The following is a 21,418-nucleotide window of genomic DNA, read 5'->3' on the forward strand; positions in this document are numbered from 1 at the left end:
AAACGCTCCAAATAGGATATTTAAGATGAAATCACTTGCGGCTCTCGCCACCGAACAGAGCGATCCCCGCTACAGCCGGATCGACACGCTTCCGACGGAGGAGATCGCCCGGCTGATGAACGAGGCCGACACCGCCGTCCCCGCGGCCGTGGCCACGGCGGTCCCGGTGATCTCCGCCGCCGTCGACGGCATCGCCGCGCGGATCGCCGCGGGCGGCCGCCTGCTCTACGTGGGCGCAGGCACGTCGGGGCGGCTCGCTGTGCTCGACGCCTCGGAGTGCCCGCCGACCTTCGGGACCGATCCCGACCTGGTCCAGGGCATCATCGCGGGAGGCGAGCCCGCGCTGACCCGGTCCGTCGAGGGCGCCGAGGACGACGCCGAGGCGGGCGCGGAGGCCATCAGGGCGAAGGGGGTCGGCCCGCAGGACTCGGTCGTGGGGATCTCCGCCAGCGGGCGCGCGCCGTACGTGGTGGCGGCCGTCGCGGAGGCGCGCGGGCGCGGCGCCCTGACGGTGGCGCTGGCCTGCAACACGGGCACGCCGCTCGCCGCGGAGGCGGACCACGCCGTCGAGGTGATCGTCGGACCGGAGATCGTGACCGGGTCGACCCGGCTCAAGGCGGGAACGGCCCAGAAGCTGGTACTCAACATGATCTCGACGATCACGATGATCAGGTGCGGCCGCACGTACGGCAACCGCATGATCGAGGTGTCGGCGAGCAACTCGAAGCTCGTCGACCGAGCCGTGCGGATCGTCGCCGAGGTCACGGGAGCCGAGACCGCGGTCGCCCGCGAGGCACTCGAAGCGGCGGGCCACGACGTGAAGACCGCCGTCGTGATGATCCAGCACGGCTTCGACGCCGCCCGGGCCCGGGAGTTCCTCGCCGACCACGGCGGCAGACTCGAAACCGCGCCGCACGCTGATTCCGCGCCGCACGCCGCTTCCGGGCAGGCGCGCCGTGGCAAGGCCGGCTGAACGCCCATGCCCGAGCTCGGAGACATTCTCCGGGCGGCGGTGCCGGAGGTCGCGTCCGGTGCCGTCGCGATGATCGCCGTCGACGGACGGACGGTCGCCGAGGCGGCCGTGGGCGAAGCCGTGCGCTACACGGACGCCGCGGAGTCACCGGCTCGGGAGCGTCCGCCGGTCGCGCTCGACTCGATCTTCGACCTCGCCTCCATCACCAAGCTGTTCACCACCGTCGTGCTGCTGTCGCTCGCCGATGAGGGCCGGCTGTCCCTCGACGAACCGGTGGCGGCCTGGTTGCCCGGCCACTACGGCGACCGGCCGGAGATCACCCTGAGACATCTGCTCACCCACACGTCGGGCCTGCCGTCCGGGCGGCGAGTGGAGAAGGAGCCGCCAGAGAGCCGCTGGGACCTGATCCTGTCCACGCCGGCCTCCGGGCCCTCCGGCGCGCACGTCTACTCCGACGTCGGCATGATCACCGCGGGGCGGATCGCCGAGATCGCGGGAGGCGCTCCCCTCGACGTGCTCGTGCGGGAACGGATCACGGCGCCGCTCGGTCTCTCCGACACCGGGTACCGGCCCGACCCGGCGCTGCTGCCGAGGATCGTGGCGACCGAGCACAAACCCGAGCGCGCGGCGCGGGAACGTCCGGGAGAGCCCGCGGCGGCCTGCGTCAGAGGAGAAGTACACGACGAGACCGCCCACGCGCTCGGCGGCGTCGCGGGGCACGCGGGGCTGTTCTCCACGGCCTCTGACGTGGCCCGCTTCAGCGAGGCGCTGCGCGGCGGCGGAGACGGGATCCTCTCCCACGAGGCGGCCGCCGAGATGACGCGCGATCATAAGGTCGCCGGGTGTGCCTTCCGCCAGGGGCTCGGCGTGCGGATCGGCGATCCGGCCGTCGTCGGCCCGCTCGTGGACGCGTGGGGGCACTCCGGCTTCACCGGCACTTCGGTCGCCGTGGACCCCGGCCGCGGGCTGACCGCCGTCCTGCTCACCAACAACGTCCATCCGCTGCGGGGACGGCCGGGCATCCGGGAACTGCGCCACGCCGTCGCCGCCGAGGCCCTGCGGCTGGCCTGACCGCTTCGCTGCCGCCTCCGGGGTCAGGCCTCGTTCGCGGGCCGGTAGCGCAGGCCGTCCATCAGCAGGTCGAGCAGGCGGCCGGCCTGCTCACGCCGTCCGGGGTCACCGGTGATGAGACCGATGCCGCTGAGGCTCGCGAGCACGTCGTCCGGCCGGGCATCGGTCCGCAGGCTTCCGGCGGCGCCGCCCGCCTCGAGCAGCGTGCCGATTGTGCCGATCAGTTTGTCCCGGCTGTGCGCGTACGGATTCCCGCCCGACGCCACGACCGCCCGCAGCGCGTCGGCCATGCCGCGCTTGGCCGCCCCGTAGTCGACGAAGCGGTCCATCCAAGCGCGCAAGGCCTGATCGGGCGCCTTGGCATCGAGGAGTTCCGAGGCCGCGTCGCACAGTCTCGCGAGCTCGTTGCGGTAGGCCGCGTCGACGAGCGCCTCCCGGGTGGGGAAGTGGCGGTAGAGCGTGCCGATGCCCACGCCCGCCTCCTTCGCGATCGCCTCGAGCGTGACGTCCGGGCCGTTCTGGGAGAACGCGCGCACGGCGACCTCCAGCAGCCGGTCGCGGTTGCGCCGTGCGTCGGCGCGTAGCGGTCGGGCGGGTGGCACGGCTGTCCTCCTCGTCGGCGTGTTCGCAGCTCATTGTCCCGGTCGAAGGCACAACTTGCTAAACGGAGGTTCCTCCGATTAAAGTCGGTGCTTAGCGGAGGTTCCTCCGTTTTCAGCGTACCGGCAGGGCCCCCGGTCCGCATGTCCTGACAGGACCTGGCGAGACAGGAAAAAGCATGACCGCGACAACACGCATCACCACGCCGTTCACCGCCGAGTCGACCGCGGCCGAGGTCGTCGCCGGCGTCGACCTCACCGGTCGCCGCGCCATCGTCACCGGCGCGGCCTCCGGCATCGGCATCGAGACCGCGCGGACGCTCGCCGGTGCGGGCGCGGACGTGACCCTGGCGGTCCGCGACCTCGCGGCGGGGGAGCGCACAGTCGGCGACATCGTCGCGACCACCGGAAACAAGCAGATCCGCGTGGCGCGGCTGGACCTCGCCGACCGGGCCTCCGTCGCGGAGTTCACCGCCGCGTGGGACGGCCCGCTGCACATCCTCGTGAACAACGCCGGAATTATGGCGTCGCCCGAGATGCGCACACCGGAGGGCTGGGAAATGCAGTTCGCCACCAACCATCTCGGCCACTTCGCGCTCACCACCGGGCTGCACCGGGCGCTCGCGGCGGCCGGTGGCGCTCGTGTCGTGGCGGTCAGCTCCAGCGCGCACCTGCGCTCGCCGGTCGTCTTCGAGGACATCCACTTCCGGGAGCGGGAGTACGAGCCGTGGTCGGCCTACGGGCAGTCCAAGACCGCCAACGTGCTGATGGCTGTCGAGGCGACCCGGCTGTGGGCGGACGACGGCATCACCGCCAACGCGTTGATGCCGGGCGGAATCCGGACCAACCTCCAGCGGTATGTCACCGCTGAGGATCTCGAGCGCCTGAGGGCCCAGAGCGGCGCGGCGGGAGTGTCATGGAAGACGCCCGAGCAGGGAGCCGCCACGTCCGTGCTTCTCGCGGCGTCGCCTCTACTCGAAGGCGTCGGCGGCCGCTACTTCGAGGACTGCAACGAGGCGGAGCCGAACCAGCCGGGCACCCGGCGGGGCGTCGCACCCTGGGCGCTCGACCCGGAGGCGGCGACGCTGCTCTGGCAGGTGTCCACCGAGGCGCTGGCCTCCTAGGACGCCGGCTCTGCGGCGGCAAGTGTGGTTGCTCGGGTGGTCTGGTCGGACGCAGTTGCGCCGGTCGGGGAGGACGCCGGGTCTGCCGGTCTGGTCGGGCGGCGGGCGGGGGCGGGCGCTTGGGTCAGGGGTCGGGCGCTTGGGTCAGGCGGCGTCGGGGGCGGCCAGCAGGCGATGGATCTGCTGGGCCGCCGTGCGGCCGGCGCGGTTCGCCCCCACCGTGCTGGCCGAGGGGCCGTAACCGACCAGATGGAGACGAGGTTCGGCGACCACGCGGGTGCCGTCCATTTTTATGCCGCCGCCCGGGCCCCGCAGCTTGAGCGGAGCGAGATGTCCGATGGCCGAGCGGAACCCGGTCGCCCAGATGATCACATCGGCCTCCGCCGTCCGGCCGTCATCCCACGTGACGCCGTCCGGGGTGATTCGGCTGAACATGGGGAGCCGGTTGAAGACCCCCTTGTCGATGGCGTCCCGTATCACCTTCGTGTAGGCGAGGCCGGTGGCGCTCACCACGCTCTGGGGCGGCAGGCCGGCCCGCACGCGTTCGTCCACCCGTGCGACGGCCGCCCGCCGGCGGTCCTCACCGTACGCGCCGTCATGGAAGACCAGCGGGCTCCGCGTCACCCAGATGGTCGTCTCGGCGACGTCCGCGACCTCGGAGAGCACATGTGTCGCTGAGGCGCCCCCACCGACGATGACGACCTTCGCTCCGGCGAACTCCCCGGGGCCCCGGTAGTCGGCGTAATGCAACTGCCTGCCCCGGAATTCGGCGGCCCCGGGGTAATAGGGCCAGTGGGGCCGGGTCCATGTGCCCGTCGCGTTGATCACCGCGCGTGCGGCCCATGCCCGGGGTGCGGTGTCCGCCGATGCCGGCTCGGCGGTCACGAGCAGCCTGCCGCTCTCATGACGCGTCACCGAACGCACCTTCACAGGCCGGAGAACGGGCAGTCCCGTCTGCCTTTCGTAGTCGGCGAAGTATCCGGGCACCACGTCGGCGGCCAGAAGCGTCGGGTCGATCTCCGGAGTGCGGTGCACGCCGGGCAGGTCGAAGATGTCGTGGATCTTCTCCATGGTCAGCGTCGGCGAGCGGTGCCGCCAGGCGCCGCCCGGTCCCGGTTCGGCGTCCAGGACCACGAACCCGAGCCCGAAGCGGCGCACGAAGTACGCGCTCGACAGGCCGGCCTGACCCGCGCCGATGACGACGACGTCGACCTCCGTCGGCGCGTCGTCCGGTGGTGCGGGGTCCGTGAAGGGCATGGTCGCGGCCGATCCGGTGGCGCTGGTGCTCACGGCGGTCATCAACAACGTGCCGGGTGTCCGGCTTCCCTCGGGCGGGTTTCCGTCGGGCCGGGTTTCCGTCGGGCGGGTTTCCGTCGGGCCGGCTTCCTCAGGCCCGCTTTCCGCGGGCCGGCTCAGGCGGGGGCTCTGTCGGTGGTGGGGGATACGCTCGCGGGGTGCCGAGGCCGGACGGACCGGTGTCGCAACTGCGAGGGGGAGCCATGTCGGTGCTGGTGGCGTTCAGCGTCACGCCGATCGGAACGGGGGAGGACGTCGGGGAACTGGTGGCGGAGGCGGTCCGCGTCGTCCGCGAGTCCGGCCTGCCGAACCGTACGGACGCCATGTTCACCACGGTCGAGGGCGAGACCTGGGAGGAGGTCCTGGCGGTCGTCACGGCCGCCGTCGCCGCCGTCGAGGCACGGGCTTCCCGGGTGAGCGTCGTCCTCAAGGCGGACTCGCGTTCCGGCGACGGCCGGATCGACGCCAAGGTGGCCGCCGTCGAACGGCACCTGGCGCAGCCGTGATAACCGCGGCTGAGATCCGCGCGCTGGCCACGGCACTGCCGCGCACCGAGGAGAAGCTGGTCAGAGACCGGATCACGTTCCGCGTCGGCCGTCTCGTCTACGTGACGATCTCCGCCGACGAGACGTCGATGGGCTTCGCCTTCCCGAAGGAGGAGCGGGCCGCCCTCATCGCGGCGGAGCCGGACAAGTTCCACATGCCCCGCCCGTCGGACGAGCGCTACAACTGGGTCCGCGCCTGGCTCGCAGCCCTCGATCACGCCGAGATGGAGGAGTTGGTCGTCGACGCGTGGCGCATGGTCGTCCCGAAGCGTGTCGCCGCCGCGTACCTCGAAGAAAGGCCGCACTGAGCGATACGCGAGGGTCCGGTTCGCGGGGAGATCAGGTCGCAGAGGCTGAACGCAGTGCCTCCCGGGACAGCCGGTCGGCGGCTCTCGTCGTCTCCGGGAGGCGATAGCGGGGAGCGAGCTTCAGGACGTTGTGGCAGGCCGTGTCCAGGTCGACCGCGTGGCCGACCGAGACGAAGACCGGCTTGACGCCGTCCTGGGTCCGGAGCACGCGCCCGACGACGTCTCCTTCGAGACGCAGTTCGCTCCAGGCGCCTCGTTCGCGCGCCGGATCGTCGTAGGCCCCCACGAACGCCGTCTTCGCGACGCCGATGGTGGGCAGACCGGTGAGCACGCCCAGATGGCAGGCCAGCCCGAACCGCCGTGGGTGGGCGATGCCGTACCCGTCGCAGACGATCAGGTCCGGCGTGACGGAGAGCCGCTCGAGTGCCTGGATGACGCTGGGCAGCTCCCGAAACGCCAGCAGGCCCGGCACGTAGCCGAAGGCGACTTTGCCGGGGACGGAGACCTGGTCCAGGACTTGGAGCGTGGTCCCGTCGAGGACTACCACGGCGGCAGCGAGACGATCGTCCGCGTAGGCGACGTCGACGCCCGCGACCTTCGCCGGACGGCGTTCGCCCGGCCCGACGAGGTCGAGCCGCGAGCGGAGCTCCTCCTGGATCGCCTCGGCCTCGGCGACGGTCGCCGGCATGGTCATCGGCAGGCGCATCCTCACATGCCGGGACGATAGCCCGTGATTATCGCCTGTGTCGGCAGGCATGAGGCGGCCGGTCGTGCGCGGGCCAGCGCTCGCCAGGACGTTGAGTTTTATTTGCCGGTCTCGCGCGGATCCGAATTGTGGACATATCTGATTCGCGTTTTATTCTCGCGCGGCTTTGTCGGTGGGGGTTGTTAGTTTCACGGAGTGCTTGTCGAGCGGCAGATGATTCCGGAGGGCCTGGCCGAGATGGCGCCCGGTCCGGAGCTCGCCGCTGCGCTGGCCGAGCTGGACCTCGCCCGGTTGAGCGGGTACGACGCGGTGGTCGTCATGCAGGCCTACGGTCGGTTGGAAGCGCATGTTCAGGCCAGGAAAGCCACAGTGATGGCCGAGGTCGGGCTGTATGTTCCCGCGCCGGGCGACATGACGAAAATGGCGGTCCCGGACAAATACTCCGCCGACGAAATACGCGCCGCTTTGACGTTGACGCGGCGGGCCGCCGAACGGGAATACGCCTTCGCCCATGCCCTCGCCGCCCGGTTGCCCGCCGTCCGTGACGCTCTGAATGCCGGGCAGATCGACAAGCCCCGCGCGCTGGTGTTCTGTGACTGGCTCGAGGACGTCCCGGCCGATCTCGCCCGTGCCGTGGCCGACCATCTGCTGCCCGCCGCCGGGCGGCACACCACCAGCGAGCTCAAAGACAAGATCAAGCGCCTTCTGCTGGCGGCCGACCCGAGCTGGGCCCGCCGTCGCTACGAACGCGCTCTGCAGCGCCGCCGGGTCGAAGGCACGCTCCTGCCGGACGGCACCGCAGGCATCACCGGCCACCAACTGCCGCTCGACCAGGCCGCCGCGGCGATCACCCGCGTCGACGCCATCGCTCAGCAGGCCAAACGTGCCGGCCTGCACATCCCGATCGACCACATCCGCACCGACATCTTCCTCGGCCTGCTCGACGGGACCTTCACCGGGCTCGACGACGCACAGATCGCCGCAGCCCTCCTCCAGATCGGTCGTCCCCGCCCCGAAGAAGACGACTACGACGATCAACTCGTCGACAACCCTCAGGACGGGCCCGGCGAAGGACCCGGAGACGGACCTGACACGGGGGCGGGCGGAGGCCCGGGTGGAGGGCCGGCCGGCGGGCCCGGCGATGGGCCGAACGGCAAGTCGGGCGGCGGATCCGATGACCGACCGTCACCCTCGTCTGGTTCCGTGCCGGAGCCCGCATCGGAGCCCGCGTGGGCGCCGCCGGAAGGGCTGAAAGCGGGATTCGCCGCAGGCGAGATACGAGTTCAGGTATCGACCCTGATGCACCTGGACGACCTTCCCGCCGAACTCGCCGGATGGGGACCCCTCCACGCCCACTTGGCCCGCCGTATGGCCAAAGCCCAGATCAACAGCCAATGGCGCTACGCCGTCTGCGACGATGACGGGCGACTCCTCCACGCGGGAATCACCCGCCACCGACCCCGCGGCTGGCCCCGCCGTCCGGCCCGCGACTACAGGCCGCTGGCAGAGCCAGGACCGACCCGAGGCGCGGAGACAAAGCGGAGGCGAGTTTCGGCGCGCAGCCGAGGCATCGTCGAACTGCAGATCCCGCGCGCCCTGCTCCGCCTATGGCAGGCCGACCTTGCGTCCCTTGGCGGCTGGGCACCCCTCATCGCCGACATCATCGGCCAAGTCGACCAGGCGGAACAGTGCCCCGAGAGGTCCGACGCCGGCGATCGGCGCCGCTTCGCCGCCACGCGGCTACGCCGATGGATCCAGATCCGCGACCGCGTGTGCTGTCACCCCGGCTGCCGCGCACCCGCCACCCGCACCGAACTCGACCACACCCAGGCGTATGGCGACGGCGGAACCACCACCCATACCAACCTCGCCGCCACCTGCACCCACGACCACGACCTCCGCGATCACGGGTGGCAACTCACGCAGACCGCACCCGGTCACCTGACCTGGATCAGCAGGACCGGGCACCACTACCCCATCCATCCTCCGCCCGTCATCGAACCCCTGCCCGAACCCAATCCCCAGACCACCGACCACGATCCGGCGGAAACCGATCCCCTACCTCCCCCGTGGGAGGCGGCTCCCATCTGGGCCGAATCAATCCCCTCCCGGCAACCGCCGACGAACCCGTCACAGGGCGAGACCTCCCACTGAGCCGGACAACGACCTCCCGCCCTTCTGAACCCGACGGAAGGGCGGGCGATCCGCCATGCCCACGGTGTGCCGGACCGCTCCGAGGACCGCAATCACGCAGTGCGGTGGCGCTCCGGGACGGCCCGGGGGAGTGCGATGGCGGTGGCGAGCAGGCCGACGGCGACGATCCATCTGCCCGTCAGCCGGTCGGTCCCCATCCGGGGATCGGAGATCAGCATTGTCGCGGTGAAGTCTCCCGCAGGGTCGATATCAACCGAGGCCTCGGTGAAGTCGAGCCATCGTCCGGTGAGGGGAAACCAGGCCTTGTAAACCGACTCCTTGGCACTGAACAGGATCCTGTCCCAGCGCACCCGTGGATTCTCGTCCCGTAGCCGTCCGAGTGCGGCGATCTCCTCTGGTGAGGCGACGGTCGCGAGCACCCCGTCGGGCAGGGGCCCGTCCGGTTCGGCGTCGATGCCGATCGTGATTCCGGACGCCGAGGTCGCGACGGCGGCGGCGCGATAGCCGGAACAGTGCGTGATGCTCCCGATTGTGCCGGACGGCCACTGCGGCGCACCCCTGTCGCCGCGGAGGATCGGCCCCGGTGGCACCCCCAAGCGGGCGAGCGCCGTCCTGGCGCAGTGCCGTCCGGTGACGAACTCGCGCCGGCGCTTCTCCACGGCGCGGGCGATCAGCGGTTCCTCCTCGGGGAACAGCGTGTCCTCGGGCACGTCGTCGAACGTCTCGGCCACGGTCACCCACGGAGGAAGGATGTCTCCGATCATTCGGTCCTCCCCGGCAGGATGGCGCGCGGTTGGGACGGCCCCGCGTCGCGCAGTCGCCACTCCCGTGGGTAGCCCAGGGAGACCTCCTCGAACCGGACACCGTCGTACCAGGTCGTCCTCGGAATGTGCAGGTGACCGTAGACGACGGCCGTGGCCTGGAAACGCGTGTGCCAGTCGGCGGTCCGCTCGGTGCCGCACCACATGGCGAACTCGGGGTGGTGCAGGATGGCCGTCGGCTCGCGCACGGGCGGGAAGTGGTTGACCAGAACCGTGGGCAGCCCGATCTCCGCCAGGCGGCGCTCCGTGTACTCGACCCTCGCGTGGCACCAGGCCTCTCGCGAGGGGTAGGGGTCCGGATGCAGGACGAACTCGTCGGAGCAGACGACGCCCGTCCCGTATGCGTAGTCGAGGCCCTCGTCCTTCGTCGAGGCCCCGGTGGGAAGGAAGCTGTAGTCGTAGAGCACGAACAGGGGTGCGACGGCGACTGGTCCGTCCGGGCCATGCCACACGGGATACGGGTCCTCGGGCGTGGCCACCTGGAGATCACGGCAGATGCGAACGAGGTGCTCATAGCGCAGCGCACCGCGCAGAGTGACCGGATCGGGTGCCGTGGTCCACAGTTCGTGGTTGCCGGGAGCCCAGATCACCTTCGCGTACCGGTCGGCGAGCGTGCCGAGCGCCCACTCGACGTCGGCGGGCGTCTCGGCGACGTCACCGGCCACGATCAGCCAGTCGCCGGGCGCTTCGGGCCGGAGCGCGGTGACGATCTCTCGGTTCTCCGGATAACCGATGTGCAGGTCGCTGATCGCGTACAGCGTTCCGGTCACCGGGCGGCCTCGCCGTGTCTCACGCCGTGGCGCCGATCATGAGACGTCCTCCTGCCAGTTCACGACGAGTTCGTTCCGCTGGCCGAAGCGCTCCAGGTGGCGGCCGAGGACGTCCTGCACGATGGCGAGGGACGCAGCGTCCGTGGCGGTGGCCCGCATGATCAGACGGTCCGCCTCTGTGCTGAGGACGCCCTCCCCGGCGGGGAAAGTGAGGCGGTACCCGTCGCCGGGCAGGTCCTCGACCGGGACCTTGCGGCCCAGGTGCGACGCGAGCTGCTTGGCGTACCGGGCGGCGGTTTCGGTGGCGACGTGCGCGGTCGAACTGGGCATGGTCGACAGCCTCCTATGATCAGGCCCTCGGGGGCAAAGCCAAAGGGCGTTCAGCACTAGTGCCGACAAACTTGAGTGCTCAAATATTTCGAGGCTCGGCGGCGAAAGGCTCATGCCTGCAACAAGCGCGCCGGGCCGGCGGCCGCGCTCAGCCGTCAGCTCAGACGACGCCGTACGGTGGCGACGGAAACAGCCGCGCCCGCGGACAGCAGCACGGCGAAACCGATGATGGCGGGCTCGATCCCGACCCATTGGGTGGCGAGGCTGAACAGGATGACGGGAACGCCCATTCCGACGTAGGCGATGACGAAGAACACCGCCAGCACTCCCGCACGCGACTCCGGTACGGCCACGCCCGCGACCTGGCCGACGCTCGCCTTGAACAGCAGCCCCGAGCCGGCTCCCGCCGCGGCGGACGCGATGAGGTACAACCACAACGCCGGATGCGAGAGCGAGACCGCGACGAGGGCCAAGCCCACCGGGAAGAGGATGATTCCGGCCGCCAGGAGACGGCGGACGGCCGCCCCGCCCATCGTGAGCTGCCCGACGGCCGCCGAGCCGAAGGACACGAAGCCCGCGACGCCGCCCACGAGCGGGGAGGCGATCCCGAGCCGGCCACGGATCATGACGGCGCCCAGCGACGAGAACAGGCCGAGTGCGGCGAACGCGACGAAGGCCATCCCGCTGGCACCGGCGAACATGCTCGCGCCGGCCGGTCGAAGGGCGAAGCGGGCGGGCCGCTCCCGTACGGCCGACCCGGAGTCGACGGTCTCCGGGCTGCGGAGCACCAGCACCAGGAACACCGCCATGACCGCGCAGAAGGCGGCCTGGGTGGCGACCAGCGGCGCCGGAGCCCACTGGGCGATGATCCCCGCGATCAGCGGGCCGAGTGCCAGACCGCCGAGGTTGGCGGCCGTCGTCACGATCCCGGGCACCCCCGAGGCCGGCCGGTCCGGATGCGATCGGCCGTACAGGTCGGCGATATAGGTGGTCGCGGTTGAGGCCATCAGGCCGATGCCCACGCCGGTGAGGACACGCCCGACCAGCAGTCCGGGCAGGGACGGCCACACGATGAGCACCACGGCCGACGCGATGGCCACAGAAAGCGCTGACGCGATCACCCGGCGGCGACCATGGACGTCCGACAGGTGTCCCAGGCCGAGGAAACCGGCCGAGGCGCCGACGACGAGCAGCGCGAAGGCGACGGTCACCGTCGTCGGGCCGAACCCGTCCCGCGCCTGATAGAGCGGCCACAGCGGGGTGGGCGCGGTGCCGAACCCCATCTGTGCGGCGAACGCTCCGGCGGCGAACCAGAAGGCGGTGCCCTGCGAGGCTCGAGCCCTCCCGGAGAAGCCGGCCCCGCCGCCCGCCGCCGCAGGAGCCGCCGCCGAGACCGGCCCCGTACGCGGATGCTGGGGGGAAACGTCCCGCTTGTCGGCGGGGGAGAGAGCGGGCACGGCTGGTCCGATCACTTGGCTGGCGGTCGTACCTCACCAGGGTGGTGGCCGGGAAGCGATCGCGTCCAATGACTGTTACTGCTGGGCTCCATCTCCAACTGTGATAATCGGGGTCATGGAGTTGCGTCACCTGGAGTACTTCGTCGCGGTCGCGGAGGAGCTGAACTTCACCCGGGCGGCGCGCAGGCTCCACGTCGTCCAGTCGGGCGTGTCGGCGGCCATCCGGTCCCTGGAGCGGGAGATGGGCGTCACGCTGTTCGACCGGACCTCCCAGCGGGTGGTGCTGTCGGATGCGGGCGCCGCCCTCCTCCCCGAGGCCCGCGCCACTCTCGACGCCGCCCGAGCGGCGCGTGAGGCGGTGCAGGCCGTCGGCCAGGGACTGCGGGGGACGGTGAACATCGGCAGCATGACCTCCGTCCACGTCGTCGACCTGCCCGGGCTCCTCGGCCGGTTCCGCCAGGAGCATCCGGGCGTGACGATCCGCATACGCGTGGCGCCGAGCGGGTCCGCGGGGCTCGCCCAGGCGCTGGTGTCCGGCGAGCTCGACGTGGCGTTCCTGTCGTTGCCGGGCCCGCCGCCCACTGGTGTGGCGCTGCGGCGGCTCGCGGTGGTACCGCTGGTGCTCGTGGTGCGCGCCGACCACCCGCTCGCGGGTGAGCGGAGTGTGCCGCTCGCCCGCATCGTGAACGAGGAGTTCATCGACTTCCCGCCCGGCTACGGCAACCGCGCGGTCGTCGACCGCGCGTTCGCGGCGGCGGGTGCCGAGCGCCGCGTGACGGCGGAGGTCCACGACATCGCCACGGGAGCCGCGTTCGTACGGCACGGCCTCGGCGTGGCGTTCCTCCCCGAGTTCGCCGTGCCCGACACCCGGGACATCGCCGCGCTGAGCGTCTCCGACGTCACGCTCACCTGGTCGCTCTCGGTGGCGACGGTCTCGACGCGGCGGCCGAACGCGGCCGTGCGCGCGCTGCTCGATCTCGTGGATCAGCACGTGAGCGACACGACCGCGGTCGAATCCTGACCCGCTCCTAACCCGCCGCGGTTCCCACCGGCTCGGGGACCCGCTCGGGAACCGGCGGTACGGCGCGCCGGAGCCGTCGCCTCTCCTTGCGGTTCTCGACCATCGTGTAGAGGGTCGGGACCAGGATCAGCGTGAGCGCTGTGGAGCTGACCAGGCCGCCGATCACCACGACGGCGAGCGGCTTGGAGATGAACCCGCCGCCTCCGGTGATGCCGAGGGCCATGGGCAGCAGCGCGAAGATGGTGGCCAGGGCGGTCATCAGGATCGGGCGCAACCGCCTTCTGCCGCCCTCGACCACGGCGTCGTGCAGGGACATGCCCTGGTCCCGGTACTGGTTGATCAGGTCGAGCAGGACGATGGCGTTGGTCACCACGATGCCGACGAGCATCAGCATGCCGATCATCGCGGCCAGGCCGAGTGACGTGCCGGTGATCAGCAGGAGTCCGAGCGCGCCAGTCGCGGCGAACGGGATGGAGACCAGGAGCACCAGCGGCTGGATCAGGCTCCGGAAGGTGGCCACCATGATGAGGAACACCAGCGCCACCGCCGCCACCAGGGCGAGGCCGAGACTGCCGAAGGCCTCCTCCTGGTCCGCGCTGACACCGCCGATCTCGTAGGTGGCGCCGCCCGGCAATGTCAGCGCCTCGAGCCGCTTCTTCAGATCGGCGGAGGTGGCGCCCAGGTCGGAGCCTTCGGCCTTGCCGGACACGGTGGCGCTGCGCTTGCCGTCGATGCGCGTGAGAGAGACGGGCCCCTCGACTTCGCGGACGGTCGCCACGTCGGAGACAGTGGTCGTGCCGGCGAGCCTGAGGTTCCTGAGCGCAGTCAGCGACGCGGGGGTGCCGACCGGTCGCACGATCACGGCGGCGGTCCCTCCGTCGAGGTTCAGCTGCGTGACGGTGCTGCCGCGCAACGCCTGAGTCACGGCCTGCCCGACGGCGATCTCCGTGAGCCCGTGCGCGGCGGCCTTCTTCCTGTCCACCGTCACCTCAACCCGGGGCGCGGTGTCGGCGATGGTGGTGGTCACCTCGGTCACGCCGGACATCCCGGACATGGCCTGCTGCACCTGCTTCGTGGCGGCCGTGAGGGCGTCCTGCTCGGCGGCCTGGACGACGACCTCGAGCCCGTCGCCGCCGAGACCGCCGGACTGCCCGACCTGGATCTCGCCGATCGCGGGCAGCTTCCCGATGCGCTCGCGCAACGAGGTCTCCACCCCGGCGGTGTCGCTGCCCTCCTTGAGCGTGAGCGAGAAGCCCGCGCGGGCCGCCCCGCCTCCGCCGGCGTTGGCTCCGGGGCCGAGGTTGTTCCTCCCGCCGACGGTGACCTGGTAGGACTCGACCTGCTTCGTGCTCGTGATCACCTGCTCGACCTGCGCGGCCTTCGCGTCGGCGGTCGCGAGGGACGTGCCGACCGGCAGGGTCTGAGTGATGTTGATCGTGGCCTGGCCGGACTGGTCGATGAAGCTCGTGTGGATCCGTGGAACCAGGGCGAGGGTCCCCACGAAGACGACCAGAGCCGCGGCCACGATCCTGAGCCTGTGCTCGGTCGCGTATCGGATGACCGGGACGTACGCCCGCTGGAGCCACCCGTTACGCTCCCGCTCCTCGGCCTGGGTACGGATCGTTTCCGCGTCGGCGCCCCGCGGCGCCTTCATGAACCAGTAGGCGAGCACGGGGACCATGGTGAGGGCCACGAGCAGCGAGGCCAGCAGCGCCACGGTCACCGTGACCGCGAACGGGCTGAAGAGCTCGCCGACGAGACCGCCCGTGAACGCGATCGGCAGGAACACCGCGACCGTCGTGAGCGTCGACGCGGTCACCGCGCCCGCCACCTCGCGGACGGCGTTCTCCACCGCCTGCCGCTTGGCCTCGCCGTACGACAGGTGGCGCTTGATGTTCTCCAGCACCACGATCGAGTCGTCGACGACGCGGCCGATCGCGATGGTCAGCGCACCGAGGGTCAGCATGTTCAGCGAGTAGTCGCGGGCCCACAGGGCGATCAGCGCGATGAGCACCGACAGGGGGATCGACAACGCCGTCACGATCGTCGAGCGGATCGACAGAAGAAAGACGAGGATGACCAGGACGGCCATCACCAGGCCGAGCAGTCCTTCGGTGGTCAGGCTCTCGATGGCCTCACGTACAGAGGGCGCCTGGTCGAAGACCACGGTGAGCTGGGTGTCGCCGCCGAGCGCCCGGGTGAGCTCGGGCAGTTTCGACCTGACGGCATCGGAGATGGACACCGCGTTGCCGCCCGACTTCATCGTGATCGACACGGCCAGGCTCGGCTTGCCGTTCGTCCTGGTCAGCGTGGTGGAGTCGGCGAGTCCGAGGGAGACCTTCGCGACGTCGCCGAGCCGTACCGGCGCGGAGGCGGCCACCTGGCGCCCGCCCATGCGTCCCGCCGGAGTCCCGGCGGCCCCGCCGCCGGAAGCGGCCCCGCCGGACGAGACCGAGGGTGCGGCGGTGAGGTAGAGGTTCTTCAGGTCGTCCACGCCGGTGAAGCCCTTGCCTACCTGCACGGTCAGCGTCCGGTCCGACTGGGTCAGGGTGCCGGCGGGCACGGGGGAGCCGGCCGCCTGGATGGCGCCCGCGACGGCCGCCGCGGTCAGCCCGTGGCGGGCCAGCTTGTCGTCGTCCGGGGTGACGGTGACGACCTGGTCGCGTGCCCCGCTGACGGAGACGTCCCTGACCCCGTCGATCCCGCTGAGCGCCGGGGCGACCTGGGAGTTCAGCTTCGCGGCGAGCGCCCGCTGGTCCCCGGTCGAGCCGGCGGCGAGCTGGACGACCGGGAGGTCGTCGGTGCTTCCGGCAAGGACCTGGGGCTCGACTCCGTCGGGCAGTTGCGCGGAGACCCGCCCGATCGCCTGCTGGATCTGGGCCTGGGCGGCGTCGATGTCGGCGCCGAAGTCGAACGCCACCCCGACCGTCGAGCCGGACTCCCTGGACGTCGAGGTGACCCCGGTGACTCCCGCCAGGCCGCGGACCGCGTCCTCCAGCGGCATGGTCACCTGCTCCTCGACGATCTGCGGCGCGACTCCGGGGTACGACGACACGATCGAAACCGAGGGCAGGGATATCGAGGGCAGCAACTGCTGCTTGATCGCCGGGATCGTGTACGCGCCGAACCCGACCACCATGATGGTCAGGAGCGCGACCAGCCCCCGGTTGGCGAGGCTCAATCTGGTCAGAAAGGACATCGTTCCGCTTCTCTTCAGGTGACCCGGGGCTCATGCGATTGGCGAGCGAGGCCCGGGGCCGACGGCAGCCCGTCGTGACGCAATCAAGGCTCGCGTGCGCAGGGAGCCGACTCGCCCGACGCGAGGACGGTCTTCGGGTACCGCGATCGCAGTACCGCTCCGCGGCCGTTACGACGGAGGCCGCATCACCGCGATCCCGGGCGCACCAGCCCGGTCTCGTACGCGATGATCACCACTTGTGCGCGGTCGTGCGCGCCGAGCTTGAGCATCGCCCGGTTGACGTGTGTCTTCGCGGTCGTCCTGCTGATGCTGAGCCGGTCGGCGATCTCGTCGTTGGTCAGGCCGGCCGCCACGAGCGTCATCACCTCGCGCTCACGGTCGGTGAGGGAGTCGAGGTCCTCGGGCACGTGCTCCATGGTGGACGCCGGACCGGCGAGGAACCGGGCGATCAGCGCCTTCGTCGCCACCGGCGACAGTAGCGAGTCGCCGCGCGCGATCAGCCGGATCGCGTCGTGGAGCTCAGCGGCCTCCACGCTCTTGCCGAGGAACCCGCTCGCCCCCGCCCGTAGCGCGGCGAACACGTACTCGTCGATCTCGAAGGTGGTCAGGACCAGCACCTTGACGGGGGACAGCTCGCCGTCCGAGGTGATCGCCCGGGTCGCGGCCAGGCCGTCCATCCCGGGCATGCGGATGTCCATGAGCACCACGTCGGCCCGGGTCGACCTCGCGAGCCGTACGGCCTCGTCGCCGGTGGCCGCCTGGCCCACCACCGTGAGGTCGGGCGCGGTGTCGACGAGGATCTGGAACCCCGCCCTGACCAGCGCCTGGTCGTCGGCGATGACGATGCGAATCGGGGCGGTCCCCGTCACGGCGTGCTCACCCCCAGGGCCGCGGGGAGCACGGCCAGCACCCGGAAGCCGCCCGTCACGGATGGGCCGGTGGTGAACGTCCCGCCGACGGACAGGGCGCGTTCCCGCATGCCGACCAGCCCGTGGCCCGCAGGACCGGCCCCGGGGGGAGCCTTGAGTGGGCCGCCGTCGTCGGCGACGTCCACCACGAGATCCCGCGGCGTGTAGGCGATCCGGACGGTGGCACGGGCACGCGGGGCGTGCTTGCTGACGTTGGTCAGCGCCTCCTGCGTCACCCGGAAGGCGGCCAGCTCGACCGGCGCGGGCAGCGGGCGCGGATCGCCCTCCGTCCGGAAGTCGACGGCGAGCCCGGCGGCCGTGAACGAACCGATGAGGTCGTCGAGCCGGTCGAGCCCCGGCGCCGGTTCCGTGACCAGCTCATTGAGCGGCTCGTCCTGGCTTCCCGGCCGGCGGAGCAGGCCCACGGTGGTCCGCAGCTCCTCCAGGGCGGCGCGGCCCGCGAGCCTGATGTGCCCCAGCGCCTCGCGTGCCTGGGCCGGCTCGTCGTCGAGAACGTGCGCGGCGACCTGCGACTGGACGTTGATGAGGGCGATGTGGTGCGCCAAGACGTCGTGGAGTTCCCTGGCGATCCGCAGGCGTTCCTCCATGACCCTGCGCTCGGCCTCCTCCTCGCGCGTCTGCTCGGCCCGGCGCGCCCGTTCCTCGATGGCGGCCACATACGCGCGCCGGCTGCGCAGCGCGTCGCCCGCCGCGGTGGCCATGCCCAGCCAGGCGACCAGGCCCACGATCTCGGGATGGAGCCATGTCTCATCCGAGGCCAGCATCCGGCTCACCGCGAGGGTGAGTGCGGCCGCAGTTCCCGCAATCCACGCCGTCCTGCGCGGCACGAGTGTCGCGGCGGAGAAGGCGGCCACCACGGCGACGAGGATGAGAGGGCTCCGGGACGACGCGACCGCGTCGTGCACGACGGTCCCGGTCACGGTGACGGCGAGGACGCCGAGCGGCCATCGCCGGCGGAAGGCCAGGGCGCCGCACACCACCGCCCCGGTCACCGCCAGCCCCGGCGTCAGCTCGGGCCCCGGGCCCGGCCCCGCGGACGTCGCCGTGAGGATGACCGCGTACACGAAGACGGCCACGGCGGTGTCGAAGAGGTACGGCCGCGCCCGCAGTGCCTGTTTCAGGGACGCTCTCAGGTGCTGCACCCGTCCACGCTAGGGCCGCTCCGCGGCACGCTCGTCGTCCCCACGTACCGGTCGCGACTACTGCGACCGCGGTAGGGACCAGTCGAGGATCGGTCCCGCCGGAACGATGCGGGTCGGGTTGAGTCCGGGGTGGGTGCCGTAATAGTGCCGCTTGATGTGGTCGAACTCGGTGGTCCCGCCGAACGCCGGCAACCGGTAGAGGTCGCGCGCGTAGCGCCACAGGTTGGGCAGGTCCACCAGGCGGCGGAGGTTGGCCTTGAAATGGGTGACGTACACGCTGTCGAACCTGGCCAGCGTCACCCACAGGCGGACGTCGGCCTCGGTGATCCGGTCGCCGAACAGGTACCGGCGATCGGCCAGGCGCCGCTCGAGTTCGCCGAGAGTCGAGAACAGCGCGGACACGGCCGCGTCGTACGCCTCCTGGCTGGTCGCGAAGCCGCAGCGGTACACGCCGTTGTTGACGGTCGCGTAGACCTGCTCGTTGAGGGCGTCGATGTCGCCGCGCAGCGCGGCCGGGTACAGGTCGGCGTCCGGGTCGGCCCACTCGGCGAACTGGGTGCCCAGGTCGATGGTGATGTCAGGGAAGTTGTTGCTGACGATCCGGCCGCTCTCGCGGTCCCACAACACGGGCACCGAGACGTGGCCGTCGTAGCCGGGCTCCGTCGCCTCGTAGGCCTCGCGGAGCAGGGTGAAGCCGTTGAGCTCGTCGGGCCCGTGCCCGGGGCCTTCGCGGAAGGCCCACCCGCGGCCGTCGCGGACCGGGTCGACGACCGACAGTCCCACGACGTCCTCCAGGCCCATCAGCGACCGCACGATCACGGCCCGGTGCGCCCACGGGCAGGCGTACGACACGTAGAGGTGGTACCGGCCGGGCTGGGCCCGGTAACCGCTCTCCCCGTCCGCGGTGATCCGCCCCTGGAAGCGGTACAGGGGCCGTACGAACGAGCCGTCCTCGCGGGCGGGCGCCTTCAACGAGTAGTCGCCGTGGGCGGCGAAGTCCACCGGGCTCGCGACTGGGGTTGTCGTGGTCATCGGCACGTCCTTCCTCGGAGGCCTCGCCGCGCGTGCCGCCGGGGCCGCCCCGACCGGAGCGACCGCGTGCCGCACGCGCGCCGTCTCGAGGATAGACGCCCACCGAACGCCCGCCTACCGAACGCCCGCTCGCCGCCCGCCGCGCGCCCCTCGCCGCCTGCCGCTCGCCCGCCCGCCGGACCAGCGGGGGAACGTCTCAACCTTCGCCGCTCGCCGCGCCCGTCGCGGGCCGGTGCGGTGAGAACGCGCTCACGTCGGACGGCGGGGCCGTACCCAACGCGAGGTGCGCCGCGAGGAGCCCGGCGTACGGCCCGGCCGTCAGTCCGTAGGCGCTGAGTCCCGTGGCCAGCACGACGCCGCCGGTGAGCGGGCCGATGAGCGGCAGGCCGTCCGACGTGACCGGGCGGAAGCCCACCCGGGTCTCGAGGAGCGTCGCGGCGGCCAGCCCGGGCGCGAGTTCCACCCCGGTCGAGAGCACCTCGCCGATGCCGCCGGCCGTCACCCGGGCGTCGAAGCCGGCATCCTCGACGGTGGCTCCGAGCACCACGCGCGAACCGGGGAAGCCCAGCATGTACGGCCCGACCCGGGGCAGCACGATCGGCCAGCCCGACGTGTCGGTCCCGGGCAGTTCGGTATGCGCGATCTGACCGCGGCGCGCCCCGACGGCCACCTCGAGCCCGAGAGGCCGGCACAGCTCGCCGGTCCATGCCCCCGCCGCCACGACGACGGCGTCCGCTTCCAGGGGGGAGCCGTCGACCAGCAGCGCGCCCGACGTCGTGAATGACGCGGACCCGGTGACAATGCGGGTTTCGCGCCTGGCCGCCGCCCGGAGCAGGGCGTCCCTGACGGCCCTTCCGTCGACGCGGGCGGGTCCATCGATGTGCAGTGCGGCCAGGCCGGGACGCAGCGGGGGGAAGAGGTCCTCGGGCCGGTCGACGGTGGAGACGGCTCCCATGTCGGGCGCCGCCGCCTGCCTGCTCCGCAGAAGCGACTCGATCCCGCCGAGTTCGTCCGTCCGGTCGGCGACGAGGAGCGCGCCGGTCCTCGTGTGCCCGGCGTCGTGCTCGCCGTCCTCCGCCAGCGACTCCACCAGCTGGTCGTAATACCGCGTGCCTTCCAGGGCCAGCCTGTACCAGTCGTCCTCGCCCTCGTGGTCGACCCACGGGCAGAGGATTCCCGCGCCCGCGGCGGTCGCCTCCCCGGCGATCGGGTGGTCGACCAGGGTGACGGCGGCGCCGAGAAGCCGGAGATGGTAGGCGGCGCTCGCTCCGACGATTCCGCTTCCGACCACGACGATGGAAATGTCCGTTCGCATACCCGCATCGTCGCAGGGACCCGTGTCAGCGGTCCGCCTGTATCACGGCGTTGCGCGGCCCGGCCGCGGGCCGCCGCCCCGTTGAATGGGACAGGCCGTGCCTGCGCCGGAGCGGGGGACCACGGTCAGGGAACACGCGATATCGGGGGAGTCGTCATGTTCGAGCTGGCGCGAGGTGTAACGACGCTCGCAGGCAGGGTGATCATTGGTGTGATCTTCGTCTTCCACGGCTGGATGAAGGTCGCCGACGTGGGACTCGCCGGGACGGCCCAGATGTTCGAGGACGTGGGCGTCCCACTGGCCGGGATCGCCGGCCCTGGGGTCGCGCTGCTGGAACTGGTCGGAGGGGCCGCTCTGATCTTCGGCGCGGCATTGCCGCTGTTCGCGACGCTGCTGGCGATGGACATGATCGGTGCCGTCGTCTTCGTGCACGGACCCCATGGCCTGAGCTCGGAGAACGGCGGTTATGAGTACGTGCTGGCGCTCGCGGGGGCGTGCCTGCTCATCGCGTTCAGCGGCGGTGGAATCCTGGCCGTCGACAGTCTGCTGCGGCGCAGGGCTCCGCTGGCCGCGCGCTTCCGCGGGCGGACGGCGGCGAGGTCCCACGAGTTGTAGCTCCAGCTTTC

At 71.4% G+C, this 21,418-nt stretch carries 20 protein-coding genes; 8 read left to right on the forward strand and 12 right to left on the reverse strand.

Going from position 1 to position 21,418, the window contains the following annotated elements; translation table 11 throughout:
- The first annotated feature begins 25 nt into the window (after positions 1-25).
- Both murQ and Pka01_RS17645 read left to right on the forward strand, forming a co-directional pair.
- Positions 26-973: an N-acetylmuramic acid 6-phosphate etherase gene (gene murQ, locus Pka01_RS17640; RefSeq protein ID WP_203883867.1), complete on the forward strand. Its 948-nt coding sequence runs from the start codon at positions 26-28 to the stop codon at positions 971-973.
- A gap of 6 nt (positions 974-979) precedes the next feature.
- The gene (locus Pka01_RS17645; protein WP_203883868.1) at positions 980-2,044 is read left to right on the forward strand and encodes a serine hydrolase domain-containing protein; all 1,065 of its coding nucleotides are present in this window, start codon (positions 980-982) and stop codon (positions 2,042-2,044) included.
- A gap of 23 nt (positions 2,045-2,067) precedes the next feature.
- On the opposite strand, the gene Pka01_RS17650 is transcribed toward Pka01_RS17645, so the two are convergent.
- Positions 2,068-2,646, reverse strand: a complete 579-nt coding sequence (locus tag Pka01_RS17650; protein ID WP_203883869.1) for a TetR/AcrR family transcriptional regulator — start codon at positions 2,644-2,646, stop codon at positions 2,068-2,070.
- Positions 2,647-2,822: 176 nt separating this feature from the next.
- Here Pka01_RS17650 and Pka01_RS17655 point away from each other — a divergent pair, with 176 nt between their 5' ends.
- Positions 2,823-3,767 (forward strand): SDR family NAD(P)-dependent oxidoreductase, encoded by a 945-nt coding sequence (locus Pka01_RS17655; RefSeq protein ID WP_203883870.1) that lies wholly within the window; start codon positions 2,823-2,825, stop codon positions 3,765-3,767.
- A 144-nt stretch (positions 3,768-3,911) separates the two neighbouring features.
- Here Pka01_RS17655 and Pka01_RS17660 read toward each other — a convergent pair whose 3' ends face one another.
- Complete coding sequence (locus Pka01_RS17660; RefSeq protein WP_239115077.1) at positions 3,912-5,066, reverse strand: NAD(P)-binding domain-containing protein; 1,155 nt, start codon at positions 5,064-5,066, stop codon at positions 3,912-3,914.
- A 200-nt stretch (positions 5,067-5,266) separates the two neighbouring features.
- On the opposite strand from Pka01_RS17660, the gene Pka01_RS17665 reads away from it, so the two are divergent.
- Complete coding sequence (locus tag Pka01_RS17665; RefSeq protein ID WP_275414476.1) at positions 5,267-5,569, forward strand: MTH1187 family thiamine-binding protein; 303 nt, start codon at positions 5,267-5,269, stop codon at positions 5,567-5,569.
- Entirely contained in the window at positions 5,566-5,916 is a 351-nt protein-coding gene (locus Pka01_RS17670; protein ID WP_203883871.1) for an MmcQ/YjbR family DNA-binding protein, read from the forward strand. The genes Pka01_RS17665 and Pka01_RS17670 overlap by 4 nt, the downstream gene beginning before the upstream one ends.
- Before the next feature lie 31 nt (positions 5,917-5,947).
- Here Pka01_RS17670 and Pka01_RS17675 read toward each other — a convergent pair whose 3' ends face one another.
- Positions 5,948-6,622, reverse strand: a complete 675-nt coding sequence (locus Pka01_RS17675) for an endonuclease V (RefSeq protein ID WP_203883966.1) — start codon at positions 6,620-6,622, stop codon at positions 5,948-5,950.
- A 195-nt stretch (positions 6,623-6,817) separates the two neighbouring features.
- Between Pka01_RS17675 and Pka01_RS17680 the strand changes: the two genes are divergently transcribed.
- Positions 6,818-8,776 (forward strand): HNH endonuclease signature motif containing protein, encoded by a 1,959-nt coding sequence (locus Pka01_RS17680; protein WP_203883872.1) that lies wholly within the window; start codon positions 6,818-6,820, stop codon positions 8,774-8,776.
- 92 nt (positions 8,777-8,868) lie between these two features.
- Here Pka01_RS17680 and Pka01_RS17685 read toward each other — a convergent pair whose 3' ends face one another.
- From Pka01_RS17685 to Pka01_RS17700, 4 genes are all read right to left on the reverse strand, one after another.
- Positions 8,869-9,540, reverse strand: a complete 672-nt coding sequence (locus Pka01_RS17685; RefSeq protein WP_203883873.1) for a 4'-phosphopantetheinyl transferase family protein — start codon at positions 9,538-9,540, stop codon at positions 8,869-8,871.
- The gene (locus Pka01_RS17690; protein WP_203883874.1) at positions 9,537-10,367 is read right to left on the reverse strand and encodes a metallophosphoesterase family protein; all 831 of its coding nucleotides are present in this window, start codon (positions 10,365-10,367) and stop codon (positions 9,537-9,539) included. The genes Pka01_RS17685 and Pka01_RS17690 overlap by 4 nt, the downstream gene beginning before the upstream one ends.
- Positions 10,368-10,403: 36 nt before the next feature.
- Entirely contained in the window at positions 10,404-10,697 is a 294-nt protein-coding gene (locus Pka01_RS17695) for a DUF2218 domain-containing protein (RefSeq protein ID WP_203883875.1), read from the reverse strand.
- A 155-nt stretch (positions 10,698-10,852) separates the two neighbouring features.
- Positions 10,853-12,154, reverse strand: a complete 1,302-nt coding sequence (locus tag Pka01_RS17700) for an MFS transporter (protein WP_239115078.1) — start codon at positions 12,152-12,154, stop codon at positions 10,853-10,855.
- 115 nt (positions 12,155-12,269) lie between these two features.
- Between Pka01_RS17700 and Pka01_RS17705 the strand changes: the two genes are divergently transcribed.
- Complete coding sequence (locus Pka01_RS17705) at positions 12,270-13,175, forward strand: LysR family transcriptional regulator (protein WP_203883876.1); 906 nt, start codon at positions 12,270-12,272, stop codon at positions 13,173-13,175.
- 7 nt (positions 13,176-13,182) lie between these two features.
- Here Pka01_RS17705 and Pka01_RS17710 read toward each other — a convergent pair whose 3' ends face one another.
- From Pka01_RS17710 to Pka01_RS17730, 5 genes are all read right to left on the reverse strand, one after another.
- Entirely contained in the window at positions 13,183-16,374 is a 3,192-nt protein-coding gene (locus Pka01_RS17710; RefSeq protein ID WP_203883877.1) for an efflux RND transporter permease subunit, read from the reverse strand.
- Positions 16,375-16,559: 185 nt separating this feature from the next.
- On the reverse strand, positions 16,560-17,243 hold the full coding sequence (locus Pka01_RS17715) for a response regulator transcription factor (protein ID WP_239115079.1): 684 nt from the start codon (positions 17,241-17,243) through the stop codon (positions 16,560-16,562).
- Positions 17,240-18,445: a sensor histidine kinase gene (locus tag Pka01_RS17720; protein ID WP_203883878.1), complete on the reverse strand. Its 1,206-nt coding sequence runs from the start codon at positions 18,443-18,445 to the stop codon at positions 17,240-17,242. The genes Pka01_RS17715 and Pka01_RS17720 overlap by 4 nt, the downstream gene beginning before the upstream one ends.
- A gap of 57 nt (positions 18,446-18,502) precedes the next feature.
- Positions 18,503-19,477, reverse strand: a complete 975-nt coding sequence (locus tag Pka01_RS17725) for a glutathione S-transferase family protein (RefSeq protein ID WP_203883879.1) — start codon at positions 19,475-19,477, stop codon at positions 18,503-18,505.
- A gap of 196 nt (positions 19,478-19,673) precedes the next feature.
- Positions 19,674-20,792 carry an NAD(P)/FAD-dependent oxidoreductase gene (locus Pka01_RS17730; protein WP_203883880.1) on the reverse strand — a complete coding sequence of 373 codons (1,119 nt, stop codon included), beginning with the start codon at positions 20,790-20,792 and terminating at the stop codon, positions 19,674-19,676.
- A gap of 156 nt (positions 20,793-20,948) precedes the next feature.
- Between Pka01_RS17730 and Pka01_RS17735 the strand changes: the two genes are divergently transcribed.
- On the forward strand, positions 20,949-21,407 hold the full coding sequence (locus tag Pka01_RS17735; protein WP_203883881.1) for a DoxX family protein: 459 nt from the start codon (positions 20,949-20,951) through the stop codon (positions 21,405-21,407).
- The last annotated feature ends 11 nt before the right edge of the window (positions 21,408-21,418 follow it).

The organism is Planotetraspora kaengkrachanensis, from assembly GCF_016862895.1.
Lineage (GTDB): Bacteria > Actinomycetota > Actinomycetes > Streptosporangiales > Streptosporangiaceae > Planotetraspora > Planotetraspora kaengkrachanensis.

Excerpts from the sequence above, each read along its gene's own strand:
- murQ (WP_203883867.1), top strand. The coding sequence starts at position 26 with ATGAAATCACTTGCGGCTCTCGCCACCGAACAGAGCGATCCCCGCTAC.
- Pka01_RS17645 (WP_203883868.1), top strand. The coding sequence starts at position 980 with ATGCCCGAGCTCGGAGACATTCTCCGGGCGGCGGTGCCGGAGGTCGCG.
- Pka01_RS17655 (WP_203883870.1), top strand. The coding sequence starts at position 2,823 with ATGACCGCGACAACACGCATCACCACGCCGTTCACCGCCGAGTCGACC.
- Pka01_RS17660 (WP_239115077.1), bottom strand. The coding sequence starts at position 5,066 with ATGACCGCCGTGAGCACCAGCGCCACCGGATCGGCCGCGACCATGCCC.
- Pka01_RS17665 (WP_275414476.1), top strand. The coding sequence starts at position 5,267 with ATGTCGGTGCTGGTGGCGTTCAGCGTCACGCCGATCGGAACGGGGGAG.
- Pka01_RS17675 (WP_203883966.1), bottom strand. The coding sequence starts at position 6,622 with ATGCGCCTGCCGATGACCATGCCGGCGACCGTCGCCGAGGCCGAGGCG.
- Pka01_RS17685 (WP_203883873.1), bottom strand. The coding sequence starts at position 9,540 with ATGATCGGAGACATCCTTCCTCCGTGGGTGACCGTGGCCGAGACGTTC.
- Pka01_RS17695 (WP_203883875.1), bottom strand. The coding sequence starts at position 10,697 with ATGCCCAGTTCGACCGCGCACGTCGCCACCGAAACCGCCGCCCGGTAC.
- Pka01_RS17705 (WP_203883876.1), top strand. The coding sequence starts at position 12,270 with ATGGAGTTGCGTCACCTGGAGTACTTCGTCGCGGTCGCGGAGGAGCTG.
- Pka01_RS17710 (WP_203883877.1), bottom strand. The coding sequence starts at position 16,374 with ATGTCCTTTCTGACCAGATTGAGCCTCGCCAACCGGGGGCTGGTCGCG.
- Pka01_RS17725 (WP_203883879.1), bottom strand. The coding sequence starts at position 19,477 with ATGACCACGACAACCCCAGTCGCGAGCCCGGTGGACTTCGCCGCCCAC.
- Pka01_RS17730 (WP_203883880.1), bottom strand. The coding sequence starts at position 20,792 with ATGCGAACGGACATTTCCATCGTCGTGGTCGGAAGCGGAATCGTCGGA.
- Pka01_RS17735 (WP_203883881.1), top strand. The coding sequence starts at position 20,949 with ATGTTCGAGCTGGCGCGAGGTGTAACGACGCTCGCAGGCAGGGTGATC.